This is a genomic window from Tannockella kyphosi, from assembly GCF_021054785.1.
Taxonomy (GTDB): domain Bacteria; phylum Bacillota_I; class Bacilli_A; order Erysipelotrichales; family Coprobacillaceae; genus Tannockella; species Tannockella kyphosi.
The window spans coordinates 79,816-97,474 of record NZ_CP088239.1 but is presented as its reverse complement, the minus strand read 5'-3'; the positions used below and the strand labels follow the sequence as shown (position 1 = coordinate 97,474).

Annotated in this window: 19 protein-coding genes and 11 tRNA genes; 8 read left to right on the top strand and 22 right to left on the bottom strand. The window is 29.7% G+C overall.

Features of this window, described 5'->3' with window-relative positions:
- Positions 1-339: 339 nt before the first annotated feature.
- The 5 genes from LRR82_RS00635 to LRR82_RS00615 form a co-directional block, all read right to left on the bottom strand.
- Positions 340-759 (bottom strand): nucleotidyl transferase family protein, encoded by a 420-nt coding sequence (locus LRR82_RS00635; protein WP_249029584.1) that lies wholly within the window; start codon positions 757-759, stop codon positions 340-342.
- 22 nt (positions 760-781) lie between these two features.
- Positions 782-1,084, bottom strand: coding sequence for a hypothetical protein (locus tag LRR82_RS00630; protein WP_249029583.1), 303 nt, complete (start codon positions 1,082-1,084; stop codon positions 782-784).
- Positions 1,085-1,291: 207 nt separating this feature from the next.
- On the bottom strand, positions 1,292-1,648 hold the full coding sequence (locus LRR82_RS00625) for a heavy-metal-associated domain-containing protein (RefSeq protein WP_249029582.1): 357 nt from the start codon (positions 1,646-1,648) through the stop codon (positions 1,292-1,294).
- Positions 1,649-1,769: 121 nt separating this feature from the next.
- Positions 1,770-2,213: a hypothetical protein gene (locus LRR82_RS00620; RefSeq protein ID WP_249029581.1), complete on the bottom strand. Its 444-nt coding sequence runs from the start codon at positions 2,211-2,213 to the stop codon at positions 1,770-1,772.
- 119 nt (positions 2,214-2,332) lie between these two features.
- Entirely contained in the window at positions 2,333-2,683 is a 351-nt protein-coding gene (locus tag LRR82_RS00615; RefSeq protein WP_283162781.1) for a DUF2500 domain-containing protein, read from the bottom strand.
- Positions 2,684-2,935: 252 nt separating this feature from the next.
- Here LRR82_RS00615 and LRR82_RS00610 point away from each other — a divergent pair, with 252 nt between their 5' ends.
- Together LRR82_RS00610 and LRR82_RS00605 are read left to right on the top strand one after the other, a co-directional pair.
- Positions 2,936-4,099, top strand: coding sequence for an IS110 family RNA-guided transposase (locus LRR82_RS00610; protein WP_249029580.1), 1,164 nt, complete (start codon positions 2,936-2,938; stop codon positions 4,097-4,099).
- Between the two features lie 240 nt (positions 4,100-4,339).
- Complete coding sequence (locus LRR82_RS00605) at positions 4,340-5,059, top strand: NAD-dependent protein deacylase (protein ID WP_249029579.1); 720 nt, start codon at positions 4,340-4,342, stop codon at positions 5,057-5,059.
- 21 nt (positions 5,060-5,080) lie between these two features.
- Here the strand turns inward: LRR82_RS00605 and LRR82_RS00600 are convergent, their stop codons facing one another.
- The 4 genes from LRR82_RS00600 to LRR82_RS00585 form a co-directional block, all read right to left on the bottom strand.
- Complete coding sequence (locus LRR82_RS00600) at positions 5,081-7,909, bottom strand: EAL domain-containing protein (RefSeq protein ID WP_249029578.1); 2,829 nt, start codon at positions 7,907-7,909, stop codon at positions 5,081-5,083.
- 230 nt (positions 7,910-8,139) lie between these two features.
- Positions 8,140-8,676 carry a hypothetical protein gene (locus tag LRR82_RS00595; protein WP_249029577.1) on the bottom strand — a complete coding sequence of 179 codons (537 nt, stop codon included), beginning with the start codon at positions 8,674-8,676 and terminating at the stop codon, positions 8,140-8,142.
- A gap of 177 nt (positions 8,677-8,853) precedes the next feature.
- Positions 8,854-10,701, bottom strand: coding sequence for a putative bifunctional diguanylate cyclase/phosphodiesterase (locus tag LRR82_RS00590; RefSeq protein ID WP_249029576.1), 1,848 nt, complete (start codon positions 10,699-10,701; stop codon positions 8,854-8,856).
- An 84-nt stretch (positions 10,702-10,785) separates the two neighbouring features.
- Positions 10,786-11,232 (bottom strand): GNAT family N-acetyltransferase, encoded by a 447-nt coding sequence (locus tag LRR82_RS00585; RefSeq protein ID WP_249029575.1) that lies wholly within the window; start codon positions 11,230-11,232, stop codon positions 10,786-10,788.
- A gap of 102 nt (positions 11,233-11,334) precedes the next feature.
- On the opposite strand from LRR82_RS00585, the gene LRR82_RS00580 reads away from it, so the two are divergent.
- Positions 11,335-12,159 carry an ABC transporter ATP-binding protein gene (locus tag LRR82_RS00580; RefSeq protein ID WP_249029574.1) on the top strand — a complete coding sequence of 275 codons (825 nt, stop codon included), beginning with the start codon at positions 11,335-11,337 and terminating at the stop codon, positions 12,157-12,159.
- Positions 12,160-12,960: an ABC transporter permease subunit gene (locus LRR82_RS00575; protein ID WP_249029573.1), complete on the top strand. Its 801-nt coding sequence runs from the start codon at positions 12,160-12,162 to the stop codon at positions 12,958-12,960.
- Between the two features lie 89 nt (positions 12,961-13,049).
- On the opposite strand, the gene LRR82_RS00570 is transcribed toward LRR82_RS00575, so the two are convergent.
- The 11 genes from LRR82_RS00570 to LRR82_RS00520 all read right to left on the bottom strand — a co-directional run bounded on the left by LRR82_RS00570 (position 13,050) and on the right by LRR82_RS00520 (position 14,010).
- Positions 13,050-13,125, bottom strand: a tRNA-Glu gene (locus LRR82_RS00570).
- A 3-nt stretch (positions 13,126-13,128) separates the two neighbouring features.
- Positions 13,129-13,204 (bottom strand) — tRNA-Asn (locus tag LRR82_RS00565).
- A 1-nt stretch (position 13,205) separates the two neighbouring features.
- A tRNA-Gly gene (locus LRR82_RS00560) sits at positions 13,206-13,279 on the bottom strand.
- Positions 13,280-13,302: 23 nt separating this feature from the next.
- Positions 13,303-13,376 (bottom strand) — tRNA-Gly (locus tag LRR82_RS00555).
- 23 nt (positions 13,377-13,399) lie between these two features.
- A tRNA-Gly gene (locus LRR82_RS00550) sits at positions 13,400-13,473 on the bottom strand.
- A gap of 6 nt (positions 13,474-13,479) precedes the next feature.
- A tRNA-Leu gene (locus tag LRR82_RS00545) sits at positions 13,480-13,568 on the bottom strand.
- A gap of 24 nt (positions 13,569-13,592) precedes the next feature.
- Positions 13,593-13,668, bottom strand: a tRNA-Lys gene (locus LRR82_RS00540).
- A gap of 9 nt (positions 13,669-13,677) precedes the next feature.
- A tRNA-Gln gene (locus LRR82_RS00535) sits at positions 13,678-13,753 on the bottom strand.
- A 4-nt stretch (positions 13,754-13,757) separates the two neighbouring features.
- Positions 13,758-13,841 (bottom strand) — tRNA-Tyr (locus tag LRR82_RS00530).
- A gap of 4 nt (positions 13,842-13,845) precedes the next feature.
- Positions 13,846-13,921: transfer RNA gene (locus LRR82_RS00525), tRNA-Thr, on the bottom strand.
- Between the two features lie 13 nt (positions 13,922-13,934).
- A tRNA-Val gene (locus LRR82_RS00520) sits at positions 13,935-14,010 on the bottom strand.
- 173 nt (positions 14,011-14,183) lie between these two features.
- Here LRR82_RS00520 and LRR82_RS00515 point away from each other — a divergent pair.
- Complete coding sequence (locus LRR82_RS00515; RefSeq protein ID WP_249029572.1) at positions 14,184-15,266, top strand: pyridoxal phosphate-dependent aminotransferase; 1,083 nt, start codon at positions 14,184-14,186, stop codon at positions 15,264-15,266.
- A 23-nt stretch (positions 15,267-15,289) separates the two neighbouring features.
- Here the strand turns inward: LRR82_RS00515 and LRR82_RS00510 are convergent, their stop codons facing one another.
- Entirely contained in the window at positions 15,290-15,616 is a 327-nt protein-coding gene (locus LRR82_RS00510) for a hypothetical protein (protein ID WP_249029571.1), read from the bottom strand.
- Positions 15,616-15,804 (bottom strand): hypothetical protein, encoded by a 189-nt coding sequence (locus LRR82_RS00505; protein ID WP_249029570.1) that lies wholly within the window; start codon positions 15,802-15,804, stop codon positions 15,616-15,618. Before LRR82_RS00505 ends, LRR82_RS00510 begins: the two co-directional genes overlap by 1 nt.
- A gap of 140 nt (positions 15,805-15,944) precedes the next feature.
- Between LRR82_RS00505 and LRR82_RS00500 the strand changes: the two genes are divergently transcribed.
- The 3 genes from LRR82_RS00500 to galE all read left to right on the top strand — a co-directional run bounded on the left by LRR82_RS00500 (position 15,945) and on the right by galE (position 17,653).
- Positions 15,945-16,343 (top strand): helix-turn-helix domain-containing protein, encoded by a 399-nt coding sequence (locus LRR82_RS00500; RefSeq protein WP_249029569.1) that lies wholly within the window; start codon positions 15,945-15,947, stop codon positions 16,341-16,343.
- A gap of 1 nt (position 16,344) precedes the next feature.
- A complete protein-coding gene (locus LRR82_RS00495; RefSeq protein WP_249029568.1) occupies positions 16,345-16,593 on the top strand; it encodes an ImmA/IrrE family metallo-endopeptidase in 249 nt (82 codons plus the stop codon).
- A 61-nt stretch (positions 16,594-16,654) separates the two neighbouring features.
- Positions 16,655-17,653, top strand: coding sequence for a UDP-glucose 4-epimerase GalE (galE, locus tag LRR82_RS00490; RefSeq protein ID WP_249029567.1), 999 nt, complete (start codon positions 16,655-16,657; stop codon positions 17,651-17,653).
- The last annotated feature ends 6 nt before the right edge of the window (positions 17,654-17,659 follow it).

Below are 17,659 nucleotides of genomic sequence, written 5' to 3'. Positions count from 1 at the left end.
ATGTCGTACTCAAATCAACAACGCTGTCATTTATGTATATCTTATAATCTATCTATTGTTTAACATTGTTAACATATTGTTACGATAAATATCTTTAAATCTTAACTAATAGTTAATAAGTATAGTTTATATAATAACATTCATCAAACCACTCCCTTATAGTTTAATCGTATCAAAGCATAGAAATAAAGTAAGTAAAAATATCCTAGCTTCTATACCACAAAATAATCAGATATATAATTCCTTTTTCTTAGTCGTTTCTTTTTAAAAAGCACTTATCTATTGCATGAACAATAAATGAAGTGCTATTTACTATCTATTATATTTTCACAATTTAACTTATTTTAATAATGAAATACTATTAATTACTTCATCCATGTAGATTAGTAAATACAAATCTTCATCTTGGCTAATCATTCCATAACGAACATCTTGCCCATCTGCTACGATAGAATACACTTCATAATCACTTTCAAATAAACCATCGATTTCATCAGATAGAATAGTTTCTAATTGATCTTCTATTAATTCATAATCCGTATAAATAACTTCATCTCCCACACTAAAAGTATCTCCAACAACAACACTACTATCTTTTATTAAATCATTATAATAATCTATACTATAAGAAGACAACGATGTTAAATAAACTACTTCTTCTATCGTATACTCTCCTTCCATATTCTGATCATTAGTAAATAAGAAATATCCTCCTACTAACAAAACTATTCCTACTATTATTACTATTATTTTTTTCATCTTCTTTTCCTTTCCATGTATATTATTTAACACATCTTTTTTGTATAATCCATGGAAATAAGATAAATAGGCTCGTTAATGTTAAGCTAATAAATAACCCATTAACAATCAAGACCAAATCTAGTCCACTAACTGCATAAAGATATAAATATCTAAAAATAAAAATCATTGCCTGTACACACGCTAAAATAGGTAATATTTTACTAAACTTAGGTTTGTATCTACAAATTGCATATTGAATAATACAATATACTATTAAAGGTACTGCCAAAAGCTTTAAAAACATAAACCAATATTCAAACACTGATCCTCCTAGATAATCCATTTTTTCTCTCTCCTTTTGAAAATAACATAACGTATCTATATTTAAATAGTACATAACTATTTTTACCACGTCAATTTATGTTGCATAAAACACACTTTTAAGACATTAGTTACATTCATTATAATAATTTACTACTGGACCTAGTACATGAAGATAAGTTTTTACATGGGGACTTTTATCGTATTTCCTACTATCTTTGATTTGTTATTATACTCTTTCTATACTTTTTACAATAAAACCTTTCTTTTCAATTGCCTCTTTTAATATGCAATCACTAATTTCTTTATTATAAGAAACTATTGCTTGATTCTTAGATAATTCTACTTTTGCACTAACTCCCTCTATTGAATTTAATGTGTTCGTAATAGTGGCTTCACAATGTGCACAGTGCATTCCTTCTATGTGGATAAAGATAGTACCAATTACTCCATCTACCTTTTTCTTTTTTACTTTTTCCTTTGTTCCACCACAACAAGTTCTTTTTCCACTTAACTGTAACCATGTTCGATAACCTCCAAAAGCTATTAACCCTATTATGATTGCTCCTATAATTATATTTATCATTTTAATCTCCTCCTGATTACCATCATTTTCTTTCACTTCTATTTTAAATAAAGTTAGATCAAATGTACAGTGAAAAAAAATCTCTTTACAAACAAAGAGACTTATTTAAGTTAAATTTTATTTATTCTATTGTAGTTATTCGTACCCCTGCATTTTGTACTGTAATATCTATTTCAGGATATGCATCTTCAAACCATACAGAATCACTTACTATATAATACTCAATGCACACATCTTCATTAGTTGTAGAAATAGTACTTACGGTAGTCCCATCACTTCCATCTAGTGTATATCCACGATCTACAAACAATTGTAAATAGTCCATATAATTATCTTCTTGATTTTCAAAAAAGAAAAATAATTCATCAACATTATCTTCTACTTCAATAACAGTAGAACCATCAATTGATAAATATTCTATCATATTTTCTACTTCCTTAAAATTCATAAAATATTCATTTTCATATGTCTCTTCTTCAAAAACAACTTCTTCCTCTTCTTGACCACACCCACTTATTAATAAAACAAATACTACTCCTAAGATACCTTTCATCCACTTTTTCATAGTTCTCCCCACCCTCTCGTAATTTACGATCAAAGTAACACAAACAATTAGATATAACAATAAGATACGTCACAAAACATAGAATTATTACATAAGTTACAATTTTCCCTCTCCATTTTTTATCTTTTAAAACCTAGATACCTTGTCCCTTGATAACTTAGTTCTCCAACATCTCCAACAACCAACATACCCTGATTTGTACCACTCATCTCGAACTCAATACGTTCCTCATTATCAGTTTCAAAAGTAACATAATAGGTAGTTTTAACACGTCGAGCAGCTGTATACATATGTCCTGCTACATCTTCTCTTTTTGAAACAACCTTTGCCTTTATTTCTATCACAAGTGCAGCATCATTCTTAGAGTACACCACACTCCATCTAAGCATCTTATAAAATATTGGAACTACTACTATACATATTACAAAAAATAAAAAAATGAAACTTCCTGCATCATTATTACCTTCCACAATTACTTCTTGTATGATATTAATGATCCTTGTTTCACTAATTTCATACGCTCCTTTCTTATATTTGTTATAATGGATATAGAACCTATGTTTTGATTTTTACTATGGCTTTCGTCCATTTAAAGGAGACTAATACCATGGCTCTATATTTTTAATTTATAGTTGGATAAGCGTTAATGCTTTTATGTCACGCAAGGATATAGATATAGACTGCCATGGATAGACAAGGTTCTAGAAAGGTGGTCTATTTTTATGACTTATTACGTAGGCATTGATATTGCCAAAACAACGCATTATGCTTGTGTTATCACAACTCATGGTGAAGTGATTCACCAACCTTTTCCTTTTGATAATTCAAAAGAAGGGTTTCATTTATTACTTTCCAAAATATCTTCTATTGATAAAGAAGATATTCTAATTGGTTTTGAATCTACTGCTCATTACCATCAAAACTTACATTCTTATCTTTCTACTCTTGGATACCACTGTGAACTTATTAATCCCATCATATCCAAACAGTTTCGTGGTTTATCAGTTCGTAATGCTAAGACGGATAAAATTGATGCTATGTCCATTGCTCAACTTCTTTCTTATCAGTACAACAATTCACAAGGTCAAGACTTTCTTGTTTCTGACTTACGTGTATATTGTGATGAAAGAGTTCGTCTTACTAAACAAAAGACAAAACTATACATCCAACTAACTGCTGAGCTAGATCGTGTGTTCCCAGAGCTTAAATCCTTCTTTAAAGGCAATTTAAAGACGAATGCAGCCCATAATTTACTAAAACGATACGCTACAGCTAAGGAAATAAAAGAAGTTCGAAATGAGGCTTTGACAAAGTTAATTTCTAAAAACAGTAAAGGCTTCAACCTCGAACGTATCAAAGACCTTAAATCGTTAAGTAAAAATAGCGTTGGCTTTCATTCAAACGCAATCTCTTTTAGAATTAAAAATATCATACTCCAAATCGAACTTCTAGAATCGCAGTTAGAAGATGTAGAAGCAAACATCATTGAAATGATGAAAGAAATAGACAGTGCTATATTGAATATCCCAGGTATGGGCTATATTCAAGGTGCTTACATCTTATCTGCTATCATTAGTATAGACCGATTTGATAGTCCTTGTAAAGTACTAGCTTATGCAGGATTAGATCCAATCATAAGACAGTCTGGTAATTTTAATGCAAAGAGAACACGTATGTCTAAAAGAGGAAATGCTACACTACGTTATGCGCTTATATGGGCAGCTCATAATGTGGCAAAAAATTCAACAACTATGAACACTTACTATTTAAAGAAACGCAGTGAAGGAAAATCTCATTACAATGCCTTAGGGCATTGTTCAAAGAAACTAGTAAACTATATTTACTTTGTCTTAAATAATCCTGATGAAAAATTCATCTTAGAATAATTTTTTAAAAATAGCTTATTTTACCTTTTTTAGTGCGCTCTTTTTTATGATTCAAAAGAAATTTAATTTTTTATCATTTTTCTCTTGAAAAATCATAGTTGGTCTCCTTTATTATTTCTCTATGCTCCTCTTTTGTCATAATAGCATGGTCATCAAAAATTGCAATAATGCATATCACGAAATACAGAATTATTACATAAGTTGCAATCGTTATGCTATACTATTTTAGAGGTGATAATAGTGATTGAAGAATTTAAAAAAATGATACAAGAAAGTAATTCAATTGTATTTTTTGGTGGTGCTGGAGTTTCTACCGATAGCGGAATACCTGATTTTAGGAGCAAAGAAGGATTATCGTATCAAAATAATACACTTCCTATTGAAACTCTTTTAAGTCACCATTTCTTTATGAACTTTCCTAAAGATTTCTACCATTACTACAAAGAAAACCTATTGCATCTAGATGCCTTACCTAATAGTACCCATCATTACTTATGTCAGTTAGAAAAAGAAGGTAAATTGAGTGCTATTGTTACACAAAACATTGATGGTTTACATCAACTTGCAGGAAGTACCAAAGTATTGGAATTACATGGCAATGCAAGAAAATATTATTGCATGAAATGTCATAAAGAATATTCTGTAGAAGCTATCTTACAAACAGATATTCCTACTTGTCAATGTGGTGGTATTATTCGACCAGAAGTTGTCTTATATCAAGAATCATTAAATGAAAATATTATTAATGAAGCTATTAGTGCAATTAAGAATTGTGATATGCTTATTATTGCAGGAACTTCTTTACATGTTTATCCAGCAGCTGGTTTTATCCAATATTATCAAGGAAATAAATTAGTTGTTATGAATAAAAGTCCCTTAAAGGTAGAAGCAAATTTAGTATTTCAAGAATCAATGTCAGACATATTTGAACAACTATTAAACAATCAATCTATTCAATAAAAATAGCGAAGTAGTTTATTACTACTCCGCTGTTTTTTCTAATTGTTTAATAAACTCTTCTCCATCAACTGGTCTAGAATAATAATATCCTTGTCCTATATCACAACCTAGACTAGCTAAGAATTCTTCTTGGCTTTTTGTTTCAACACCTTCGGCTACTACTTCTAAATCTAGTGATTTCGCTAATAGAATAACACTATTAATGATCTTCTTTCCTCTATCATTTTCAATACAATCAATAATAAATTCTCTATCAATCTTTAATGTATCAACTGACATATCTTTTAATCTACTCAAAGAAGAAGTACCTACACCAAAATCATCAATAGAAATACTTATTCCTTTATCTCTAAGTTGTTGTACATTATCAAATATTTCTTTCATATTTTCCATAAATGCTGTTTCAGTTATTTCAATATCAATTTTATAATAAGGAATAGCATAATTATCAATCGTATCCATAATATTTTTAACAGCTTGTTTTTTAATAATGGTAACAGCTGATATATTAACAGATATTTTTGGTACAAATGGATTACTTTTAATAAATTCACAAGTTTTACTTAACACATAATAATCTAATGTTTCAATAAACCCATTCTTTTCAAAGATACTAATAAAATCATTCGGAGGTATTAGATCCCCTCCTTTTTTCCATCTCACCAATGCTTCCCCACCAACAATAACCCTTGAATTCATATCAACCTTTGGTTGATACTGCAAAATAAATTCTTCATTTACTATTGCTTGCTTCATAGAAGCAACAATTTCATTTATCTTAATTCGATGAACATCCATTTCTTTTGAAAACACATGAATCGTTGCATCAACAGCTTCTTTTCCTAAATTACGTGCAATATTTGCACAATCAATCATAAAATCTAAATTATCCTCTGTATTTTCAATAAGATATGCTCCAATACTAAAAGTAATCGTATAGGTATCTCCAATATAAGGATGAAACATCTTCATCAATTTATCATTATTCTTCAAAGTAAAACTTAATTCATGATTCTCATCATCATTCCTTAGCAATAAGATAAACTTATCTGCTTCGTGTCTAGCAAATAACAATGCATGACCAGCATCTTCCTTTATACATTTCCCTAAAATTTGAATAACTTTAGAACCTGTTTCATATCCATATAATTCATTAATATATTTAAAATTATCAATATCAATAGTAACAATCGTATAAAGATTATTTTCTCCTTTAGCAAGAATCTTTTTAGCCTCTTTAATAAATTTATGCTTTGAATAAAGACCTGTCAGTTCATCATATTCTAATACTTTCTTTAATGTTTTTCTACGACCATATTCTGATAAAGCAATAAAAAGAAGTATAGAAACAATAGCTATATTAGCAACCCAAGGATTATCTTCTAAATAATCTAACAACGTATCATTTGATTCTTCCGTAGAATGAAACAATAGTGATGTATCTAATTGAGTAGTATCTATCTGTCCAATAACTTTATTAAAAATATCAATTAAATCATCTGAATAATCTTCTGGAAACATCAAAACTAAATCTAGTTTTTTATAAATAGTAGTACTTATAAAATCCAAAGAAGCTATTTCATTTCGAAATAAATTTAATGAAGCACTCGTTAAAATAAAACTATCAATTTCTCCATCATTATAACTATCAATCATATCTGTTACATTTGTAAAAGTTAGGACTGTTTCTCCAACACACTCATAAGGTAAATTAGTTTCATCAATACCTAAGTAATCCACTGTACCGATTGTATTAAATTCAGCATTTTCATTAGAAAATGGTTCTATTAATACCATGGATAAAGAATAATACGTATCACTCGCAATCATTCCAAGACTTTCATCATTCGCTAGTAAATAAAAGTCCAAATTATCATATTCTTCACTCGATGTTTCTTGTGTTATTTCTACTATCGTATATGGAACATCTGCTTGATCCATTATCAGTGATAATCCATCAATAGAAATTCCTTGAAAATCACCATTTTCATCTTTATAACAAATAGGACTATCAAAATTTTCTACACCAATATAATACATTTCTTTTTCTTGCAACAATGCATATTCTTCATTGGTAACATAATTAGCAGATAACAAAGAGTAATCATAATATTCTAAATATAATTTTTCTTGAAACAAATATTCTTTTTGTTCTATTTCAGTCATTCCATCATCTATTAAATCCATTAATTCTGTATTATTAATATCCGTTACATAATAGAAACTTGTAGTCCCTAATTTAGCAACAGGAGATAAACTATCCATTGTTTGTAATGAAGAACATAAACAAAAATCATAATCATTTTCCTGCATTACTTTTTCATAATCATTATCATCAAAATAAACAATATTTGCTTCTAAATCATATTCATCTAAAAACTCATATAATAAATATTCATTAGGATTGTTGTTTTGAACAGCTATCACACTATCATTAATATCATCATAATTCGCATACTGATATTCATTGCTAGTAAGGGTCGATAATAAAATAACATTATCTCCAAAATCAGATGCTGTATATAAATAAGATTCCATTCCTACATCCGTCTTAGTAATAGGCCCTAATATATCTATTTCTCCTGTTGTTAACATATCCATTGCATCAGACCATTCACAACATATAAATTCTAATTCATATTCATCTCCTACATAATCAAAAATCTTAGTAAGATAATCATATCCGTATCCTTTTTGAGTATTTACAGTAGAACTTATTACTGTTCCATAATTCAAAGTATAACCGACTTTAATTGTCGTAGTTTCTTGGGTTGCATAAACAGGAAAAGATGTTACAACGAATGTAATAACAATCATTAAAATAAAAACTATCTTAAACTTTATTTTCATTGTTCTCTCCCCTTATCTAAAATTAATACATTCATACGTAAATTATACTCCTCTCTAACCAAACAGTAAATAAAAATCACTAATTATGAAAATATCTCTCCTTGTAAATTTGAGTTGGAACTAGAAAACAAAAACAAATCTTGATGATACAAGATTTGTTTTTGCTTTAAGGGATTACTTATCTAATTTCTTGACTTCTATTTCATGAATATATTCCCATATATTGATATTTAATTATCTAATGTATCTTTTAATACTTCCTTATCCATTCTAGGATTTTCTAGATGAAACTTCTTTGCTAGTCGAGGGAATTCTTTTGTTAAATAGTTATCTAATTTAGTTCTAGATTGTTCATTGTTTTGATATTTTGGAATCCATTCTAATAAGTTTAATGGATCATTTATATCTTTTACTACTTTTGTTAAAGCAAAGATAAAAGGTATAGAATCAATCAGATCATTACTTTCTAATAAAATAGTTTGATTATTTGTAAGGATATCGATATCAAAATAATATTTCATAGAAGGAAACTTTGTATATCCTTGCATTAATGTTATTGGACTAGCTCCCTTTTGTACTAATAAATCAGAATGATTATAAATTCTACTTACCAAAGATAACGTAACTTGTTGAACATCTTGAATTCTTATTTCTTGATGATATTCAAAATAATCAAAATATAATATTTCTTTACTAAAATAAACTTGATTCTTTGACTCTAAATCATTTAGACTTACATCACATTTTTTTCTTCCATCTTGTTTCATAATAACACTCTCCTTTTACAAGACCCTTTCAAAACATATCTTTACCTTTACGTATCTTATCTACTCTTAGTATATTATAAATATTATTTTTATGCAACAATATTATTAAAATTCATTAAAATATATTTCTAACAAAAAACACCTCATCATTTATATCTAAATGATGGGTGCATCTTATTAATGTATTGTTTTATCTTTTAAATAGCGATTCTGAAATACAGTTAGTGGTAATGGTCGATCAAAAACATATCCTTGGCCATATTTACAACCTATTTCTTTTAAGAATTCAATTTGTTCATCTGTTTCGATACCTTCAAAAATAATATCAAAATCTAATTCTTGAATCATTTTAATAATATTCTTAATCACAACTTTATCTTTATTTGCTTCATCTACTTCTTTTTGTGAAGTAATATTATCTATAAAACTTTTATCCATTTTAATTACATCTACTTCAACATCTTTTAATAAGTTTAATGAAGAATAAGCTGTACCAAAATCATCAATGGAAATCATTAATCCTTCTTCACGAAGTTCTTTCATAAAAGAAGTTAATACCTCTTTATCTTCCATAAAAACACTTTCTGTTATTTCTAATTCAATATATTGACGAGGAATTTGATATTTATCTACTAGTTCAAAGAAACGTTCCTTAAAACCACCTTCACTAATATGACCACGAGAAACATTTAAAGAGATAGGATATAATTCACATCCTTCATCTAACATTTTCTTCATAAATTGGAAAACTGCTTCGAAAATCACAAAGTCTAGTTTTGTAATAAAACCATTTTTTTCAAATACAGGAACAAATTCAGCTGGAGATATCATACGATCTTTTGCTTTCCATCTAGCTAATGCTTCTACCCCTACTACTTCATTTGTATCAACATCAAATTTAGGTTGTAAAAAAGGTATAAATTCATTGTTTTCTAATGCAAATGCACTACGGTTTTCAATTTGACGTTCTCTTTCACTTAAACTTTCTAGATTTTGATTATAAGTAACATAAGCATTGTCATAGTTTCCTTTTGCACAACGTCTTGCTATGTTTGCTTTATCAATTATTAAGTTAGGACTTTGAACATGTTGAACAACATAAACACCACCAATAATTGTTATTTTTATTTGAGAAAACATTGCTTTTTGCATGAAACGGAATTTGGTATCTAAATCATCAATTCTTTCTTGTAAGTTTATATCTCCATGATATTCTAAAAATAAAGCATATTTATCATCATTAATACGACAACATAGTTCATTATTTTTGATAAATGAAGAAATAACAGCAGCCATTTCTTGAAGAATATGATTTCCTGTTTCATGAGACCATATTTCATTAATATACTTAAATTTATCGATATCTAAATAAATCATGACATACTTATTATTTATTTTCATTAATTGTTCTAAATTTTCTTTAAATACTTTTAATGTTGGTAATCCTGTTAATGGATCAATTGTATTTTGTTTTTGTTCTTCTTTTAATTTTTTACGTGTTTCAAAATTCTCAATACGATCATTAATAATCACACATAACGTTTTTAATTCATTTACTTCATCATTTGTAAGTTGAGGCATATTATCAAATCTCTCAAATACAAAGAATCCCATAATACCTGTTTCATCAGAAACAATAGAACGTATAATAGCTTCTTTTATATTTCCATCTTCTAAAGAAATATAACCTAAAGATTCTAAATCTTCTTGATAACGATAAAACTCTTTTGTATGTATAAATTCACATGTTAATAGATTTGCTAGCATACGATGATTTTGTTGTTCTTTTTTCCGATAAAAAGAGTCATTAAAGTCAATACCATTTTCGCTGTTAAGGAGGATTGGTTTTTTAGATAAACGAACATCATCTAAAGGAATAAAATATTCTTTATTTTTTGTTCTTAAAAATGTACGAACTCGATTAAATTGATAAAGCTGGCATATAGCATCTAATGCCCCAATGGTACTTTCAGGAACAGTATTTCCTTTTTGTAAAGCTTTTACTATTTCTAATACTCTATTCATCGTACATTTCCTCCTTTCTATCCTTACATTTTAGCACTTTCTAATATCTTTAGCAATTGTATACACAAATATCAAACATATATTCTAAGTAAGTTCCTTCATCATATAAATCACATCATCCATTGGGTTATCATAGTACCCAGTTGTTTCCATAAAACCATAAGAATGATACAAATGAATGGCACTTTGTAATGGTTCTATCGTATCTAAAACCATTTCATGATAACCTTCTTTGATTGCTTTTGAAATGATTGTTTCTACTAACAAAGCCCCTATCTTTTCGTTTCGATATTCTTTTTTTACAAAAAGTCGTTTCATCTCACATCGCTCATTACTCAACACTTGATAAGCCACACATCCAATCACCTTATCCTCTTTTCTAGCAACAAACAATGCAGGATATTTTTTTGGTAGATTATTAAATTCACTTGCTATATCTTGAAAAGATAAATCACGATCTAGTTCAATCAAATACTCTTGAATCAATCCTTTAATTTCTTCCACATATGGATAACCTTCAATAATTTCCATTCTCTTTCTCCTACTATTTATTTCAAATATTATAACATATATTCAACTTCTTTACTTTTAAAAAATAGTAGTCTACAATAAAAAGAGAGAAGAGGGATAACAATGAAAATAATCGTTAATAATTTAACTAAAACTTTTGATGAATGTATCGCAGTAGATGATCTTAGTTTTACAATAGAAAAAGGAACTATTGTTGGTTTTGTTGGTAAAAATGGTGCTGGAAAAAGCACTACTATTCGTTGTTTAATGGACTTTATTCATCCAAGCAAAGGATCTTGTCATTTTGATCACTTAGATGCTAATAAAAACGCTAAAAAAGTAAGAGATTTTGTTGGATATATGCCTAGTGATACGATGTTTTATCCCCATATTACTAGTCGTGCTTTATTTGAGTTCGTAATCAATATTGGTAATCATGGATTGGATACACTAGACTTTTTAGCAAATTATTTTGAATTAGATTTGGATAAGAAAATAGCAGAACTAAGTTTAGGTAATCGTAAGAAAGTTTCGATTATTCAATTGTTATTAAAAGATAAAGATGTTCTTATTTTAGATGAACCTACCAATGGTTTAGATCCTTTTATGCAAGAAAAGTTCTTTCAATTGTTATTAAAGGAAAAAGAAAAAGGAAAGACTATCTTTTTATCAAGTCATAACCTTAGTGAAATAGAAAAATATTGTGATCGTGCTTTAATTATTAAAGATGGAAAAATTGTGGAAGATATCGATATGTTAGATGTTAGTGTATCACAAGTACAAATTGTTAGTTATCTTACTAGTGATAATAAAGAAGTTAGTTATGAGTATAGTGGAAACCCTAATGATTTAATAAAAGAATTAGCTTTGTTAGATTTATCTTATTTAGAAATAAGGAAGAAAACAGTAGAAGAGTCTTTTATTCAATATTATAAGGAGGAAGAATAAATGAAAAACATTTATTTATTAACAGTATTTCAACTTAAAAATAATAAGAAACTTATTATTGGTTGGACTGTTGCTTTATTTAGTATGATGTTTTTATATATGATTTTGTTTCCTTATTGTCAAGATATGGCTACTGTAAAGATGGAGACAATGCCAGAGGAGTTATTTCAGTTGTTTGGTATGGATAGTATGAGTGATTTAGCTGATTTTGTTACTTATTTTGGGATGATATATAATATATTATTGGTTGCTATTAGTATTTTTGCTGTTAGCTTTGGAGCAAATTGTATTGCTAGTGAAGAAAGAAATAAAACAATAGAATTCTTATATTCTTTAGAAGTTAGTCGTCTTGATATCTATATTTCTAAATTTTTAATGGCTTATATTTCATTAATGATTGTTATTATGGCTACTATTAGTTCTGCTATTCTATGTGGGTTTATTAATGGTGGTGAGACTTTTGTATTAATGGATGTGTTAACAATTATGAAATTATCTAGTTTAACTCCTTTTGTATTCTTAGGCTTAGGAGTGATGTTATCTGGTATTTCAGGAAAGATATCTGGTGCAATGATTGGTAGTATTGTTGTTTTGTTTAGTTATATGTGTGGATTTATTTCTACTTTAGCAACTAAATTAGATTGGTTTGTTTATTTAAGCCCTTTTGAGTTGTTTAGTCCAACGAATGCTTTATCATTTGATTCAACTTTCATAATGCAATTATTAGCTTATTTATTATTACTAGGTGTATTTGTATTCATAGGAGGTTATGTTTATAAACAAAGAGATTATCATATATAAAAAGACAGCATATGCTGTCTTTGTTTTGTATTTATGTAAATCATAAATATCAAATATCACCTACAAATAAATTATTTGTTTATTTTAAATGGTGACTCGTACGGGATTCGAACCCGTGAATGCTTGCGTGAAAGGCAAGTGAGTTAACCGTTTCTCCAACGAGCCACATGGCGCTTGAGGCAGGACTCGAACCTGCGACCGATCGGTTAACAGCCGATTGCTCTACCAACTGAGCTACTCAAGCATGGAGCGGGTGATGGGAATCGAACCCACGTAGTCAGCTTGGAAGGCTGAAGTTCTACCATTGAACTACACCCGCATAATATGCGTTATTAAATTGATTGGAGCGGGTGATGGGAATCGAACCCACGTAGTCAGCTTGGAAGGCTGAAGTTCTACCATTGAACTACACCCGCATAAGGCGGTTTATTAAATTATTTGGAGCGGGTGATGGGAATCGAACCCACGTAGTCAGCTTGGAAGGCTGAAGTTCTACCATTGAACTACACCCGCAAAAAATGGTGCCCAGGGCCGGAATCGAACCGGCACGGATTTTAAGGTCCGCAGGATTTTAAGTCCTGTGCGTCTACCAGTTTCGCCACCTGGGCATGGCTTAATGCTTCTATAAAAAATGGTGACCCGCAGGCGACTCGAACGCCTGACCCTCTGATTAAAAGTCAGATGCTCTACCAACTGAGCTAGCAGGTCTTGTTTATTTGGCTGGGGTACCTGGATTCGAACCAGGGGGATGACAGAGTCAAAGTCTGTTGCCTTACCGCTTGGCTATACCCCAAGAATGGTGGAGAAGGGCGGATTCGAACCACCGAACCGTTAGGAACTGAGTTACAGTCAGCCGCGTTTAGCCTCTTCGCTACTTCTCCATTATGGTGCCGGCTAAAGGACTTGAACCCTCAACCTACTGATTACAAGTCAGTTGCTCTACCAATTGAGCTAAGCCGGCATTAACTAAAAAATGGTGGAGGTTAACGGGCTCGAACCGCTGACCCTCTGCTTGTAAGGCAGATGCTCTCCCAACTGAGCTAAACCTCCATGTTTTCCAGTGCTAATACATATTACCAATTTTTTGAAAATTCGTCAATATTAATTTGAATTTTTTTAAAAAAAATAATATCTTATTAAAACTTTGTATACAATCTTTCGTTTACCTATTTACTTTTCTTTGGTTCTAACTATAATATATGTTGTTACAAGGGGGATAAAATATGAATGTACTTGATTTATTAAATGATGTTAAAAAAGAAGCCGTAGATTATGTTCCTGGAGGAACTCCTCTACCACCGATACCTGAAGGTATCACTAAGTGCAAACTTGACGCAAATGAAAACCAATTCGGCCCATCTCCAAAAGTGGTCGAAGCTTTAAAAGGTTATCTTGATGATATGTATCTATACCCTGCAAATCAAATCACACCTACTAGAAACGCTATTGCAAATAATTTAGGGTTTGAACCTAATAATATAGTAATGGGAACTGGATCTAGTTCTTTAATTTGTGCTGTTGCTGATTTGTTCTTTAATCCAGGTGATGAGATGGTATTATCAACCCCTACTTATATCGCTTATACTTTATTAGAATCACGTTATGGAATTACTCCTGTATGTGTTGATAATAAAAACTTTGCTAGCGATGTCCATGGTATGCTTGCCAGCATTACTCCAAAAACAAAAATTGCTGTTATCGTAAATCCTAATAACCCTACTGGAGCGAAAGTTTCGAATGAAGATATGAGATACTTTATGGAAAATGTTCCTGAGCATGTTATTACTGTTGTAGATGAAGCATATTTTGAGTGGGTAGATGATAAAGAACATATATCAATGATGGAATATGTAAAAGCCGGAAAGAATGTAATTGTCTTACGAACATTCTCTAAACTGTATGGTTTAGCAGGATTACGTTTAGGATATGCAGTGACTACACCTGAAATTCAACAACATTTAGTGAAGTTAGAATTTAACTATGGTGCGAATCGTTTGGTTTTACAAGGAGCACAAATTGCTATCAAAGATGAAGAATATATTGCTGCATCTATTAATAATAATACAGTTGGTAGAAACTATATTAGTAATGCTCTAAAATCTTTTGGTTTTGATATTGTAGAATCTTCTGCAAGCTTTGTCTATTTCAATCCACATCGTGATACTCAAAAGTTTATTTTAGACTTAAATCAATATGGTGTTATTATCAGAGGCTTTGGTCCTACTTATGTTCGTGTGAGTATTGGTCGTCCAGAACAAAATGAACAATTTGTAAAAGCAGTAGAAGCAATTCTTGCAAAAAAATAAAAGGCTATCTAGCCTTTTTTATTTTATATAATAATATGATTTTCATATGTTTGAATAAAAATAAACAATCTTTCCTCTTTTAACTGTTTAAAAGAAAAATACTTTTTCATCAATTCCATATATTGGCTATTATAAATTGTTTTCCCTACCTCTTTACATCTTCCCGTCAAAGAATATTCATTCGTTACCAAGCTTATTTCTTTTGCTGCTTGGATTTTTTCATATGCTTTATTAGACTCACTTATTTGAAAATACAAAACATCATCTATTATAATATAGTCCATCTTATCGATTACTTCATCAAAATCATGAACAACTTTTGCATTCCCAAATTCCTTTGTTAATTCCATTAGTCTAACGTACCCACAAAAGAATCATACAGCGCTAAAACTAAAAGTGGAAATAACCATAATAAACATTCACTCCCTACTCCTGCTTTTTGACGAACAAACATATTTACAAATATATTTAGAACTGGTGTTAATAATAATAACCCTAAACTTAATACTGTTACAACGCGATATTTATTGATTTTCATAGATTTTCCTCCTTTGTTGCGCTTCCGCAATTTCATATTACGACAATAATTGCGTATTGTCAATGAGTTTACGCAATTATTTTAGGAATAATATTGCTTTTTTGCAACTAAATGCTATAATATTGCCAGGAGGATGGATTATGGAACTAAAAGATGTGATGAAATTAAAAATGCAACAATTAAATTTAAACAATCAACAACTAGCCAAACGTGCTAACTTAAACCCTAGTACTATTTCTCGTTATTTAACTGGTGAAATTAGTAGCATCCGTGGTGATAAGCTTAGAAAAGTTGCTGATGCACTGGAATGTGATGTTCGTGAATTAACAGGCGGGCATGTAAGTGATGAATATTTAGGTGATTACCAAGAAAATATAAATTATCTTTCTGATAGACCTGAACTTGCTAGTCTATATAACGATATCGTAGATAATGAAAATCTAAAGCTATTATTTGATAAATCGAGAACATTATCTCCTAGTGATTTAGAAAAGGTGCTTGTTATTATTAATACATTTATTAAAGAGGATAATCAATAAAATGACGGATGAAGAAATTCAACAAATACTAGATGATTATAATATTTGTTATGTAGTTGGTAATTTACCTTCTTCTTCAAAAGCATTTACTTTTTGCCATGGTGATCGTTACCTAGTGGTAGTTAGCGAACAATGTTCCTCCACACAACAAAGACTTAGTCTTGTTCATGAATTAAAACATATAATCAAAGGCCATTTCCAAGGTGGTTTTGAGGAAGTAGAAATATTAGAAAAAGAAGCAAAACAATAATAGTTTTGCTTTTCTTTTTTTTAAATAGTGATAAAATAGTCATGAAAGAGGAGGATATCGTATGAAAGTATTAGTTACAGGTGGTATTGGGTATATAGGTAGTCATACTTGTGTTGAGTTATTAAATCAAGGACACGAGGTTGTTATCGTAGATAATTTATATAATGCTAAGATAGAGGTATTATCTTATATTAAGAAAATTACAAATAAAGAAGTTACTTTTTATGAAGTAGATGTTTGTGATTATGATGCTATGAAAGAGATTTTTGCAAAAGAATCAATCGATTCAATTATTCATTTTGCTGGATATAAAGCAGTTGGGGAATCTGTAAGTAAACCAGTAGAGTATTATACAAACAATATTTATAGTACATTAATTTTAACTCGTTTAATGAAAGAGTATGATTGTAAAAAGTTTGTCTTTTCATCTAGTGCAACTGTTTATGGTGATCCTGATGTTGTACCTATTGTTGAAACTGCAAAATTAGGACCAACTACAAATCCTTATGGAACAAGTAAGTTAATGTTAGAAAAAATTCTAACAGATATTCAAGCAGCTAATCCTGATTGGACTATTATTTTATTAAGATATTTTAATCCAATTGGTGGACATAGTTCTGGATTATTAGGAGAAGATCCTAAAGGGATTCCTAATAACTTAATGCCTTATATTATGAAAGTAGCAAATAAAGACTTAGCATGTTTAGGAGTCTTTGGTGATGATTATAATACTCCTGATGGTACTGGAGTTAGAGATTATATTCATGTTGTAGATTTAGGTGTTGGCCATGTAAAAGCATTAGAAAATATTGCTAATGATGGTGTTCATATTTATAACTTAGGTACTGGTATTGGTTATAGCGTTTTAGATGTTATCAACACTTTTGAAAAAGTAAATGGTGTACCTGTTCCTTATAAGATTCAACCTAGACGTGCTGGAGATATTGCTGAATGTTACGCAGATTCATCAAAAGCATTGGAAGATTTAGGTTGGCAAGCAACTAAAACATTAGAAGATATGTGTAAAGATGCTTGGAATTATGTTTTAAGTCAAAAATAAGCCCAT